Annotated in this window: 1 protein-coding gene; it reads left to right on the forward strand. The window is 55.1% G+C overall.

The window, feature by feature from the left end; translation table 11 throughout:
* Nucleotides 1-1,127, forward strand: a 1,127-nt coding sequence (locus tag ACIOWA_RS28075) for an elongation factor G (protein WP_401162940.1), incomplete at both ends; no start/stop codon positions are given.

Consider the following 1,127-nt stretch of genomic DNA (forward strand, 5'->3'; position numbering starts at 1 on the left):
CGGCAAAAGTCACAAAATGGGCGAGGTGCATGATGGCGCCGCGACCACAGACTGGATGGTGCAGGAGCAGGAGCGTGGTATTACCATTACTTCTGCTGCCATTACCGCCTTCTGGAAAGGTTCCGAGAAGCAGTACTCGCACGAGCACCGTTTCAACGTAATCGATACCCCGGGCCACGTGGACTTCACCATTGAAGTTGAGCGTTCCCTGCGCGTACTCGACGGCGCTGTCGTTGTGTTCTGCGGTACTTCGGGTGTTGAGCCTCAGTCGGAAACCGTATGGCGTCAAGCCAACAAATACGGCGTTCCACGTCTTGTTTATGTGAACAAGATGGACCGTGCTGGCGCTAACTTCCTGCGCGTGATCGGTCAGATCAAGCAGCGTCTGGGTCACACTCCGGTGCCGATTCAGTTGGCCATCGGTTCCGAAGATAACTTCCAGGGTCAGATTGATCTGATCAACATGCAGGCTATCTACTGGAACGACTCTGACAAAGGTATGGTCCCTGTTCGCAAGGACATTCCTGCTGAGCTGCAAGAGTTGGCCGAAGAGTGGCGCAACAACATGGTTGAAGCTGCTGCCGAAGCCAGCGAAGAGCTGATGAACAAGTACCTGGAAGGCGAAGAGCTGTCGATCGAAGAGATCAAAGCTGCTTTGCGTCAACGTACTATCGCTGGCGAAATCGTTCTGGCTGTTTGCGGTTCTTCCTTCAAGAACAAGGGGGTTCCCCTGGTTCTCGACGCCGTTATCGACTACCTGCCTGCGCCAACTGATATTCCTGCTATCAAGGGTACCAACCCTGATAACGAGGAAGAAGAGATGGAGCGCCATGCAGACGATAACGAGCCTTTCTCGGCTCTGGCGTTCAAGATCGCTACCGACCCATTCGTGGGTACTTTGACCTTCGTCCGCGTTTACTCGGGCGTGTTGAACTCCGGCGACGGCGTGATCAACTCGGTTAAAGGCAAGAAAGAGCGCGTGGGCCGTATGGTGCAAATGCACGCAAACGCCCGTGAAGAGATCAAGGAAGTACGCGCTGGTGACATCGCGGCCCTGATCGGCATGAAGGACGTCACCACTGGTGACATCGCGGCCCTGATCGGCATGAAGGACGTCACCACTGGTG

It is taken from the genome of Pseudomonas sp. NPDC087614, from assembly GCF_044743485.1.
GTDB lineage: Bacteria > Pseudomonadota > Gammaproteobacteria > Pseudomonadales > Pseudomonadaceae > Aquipseudomonas > Aquipseudomonas baetica_A.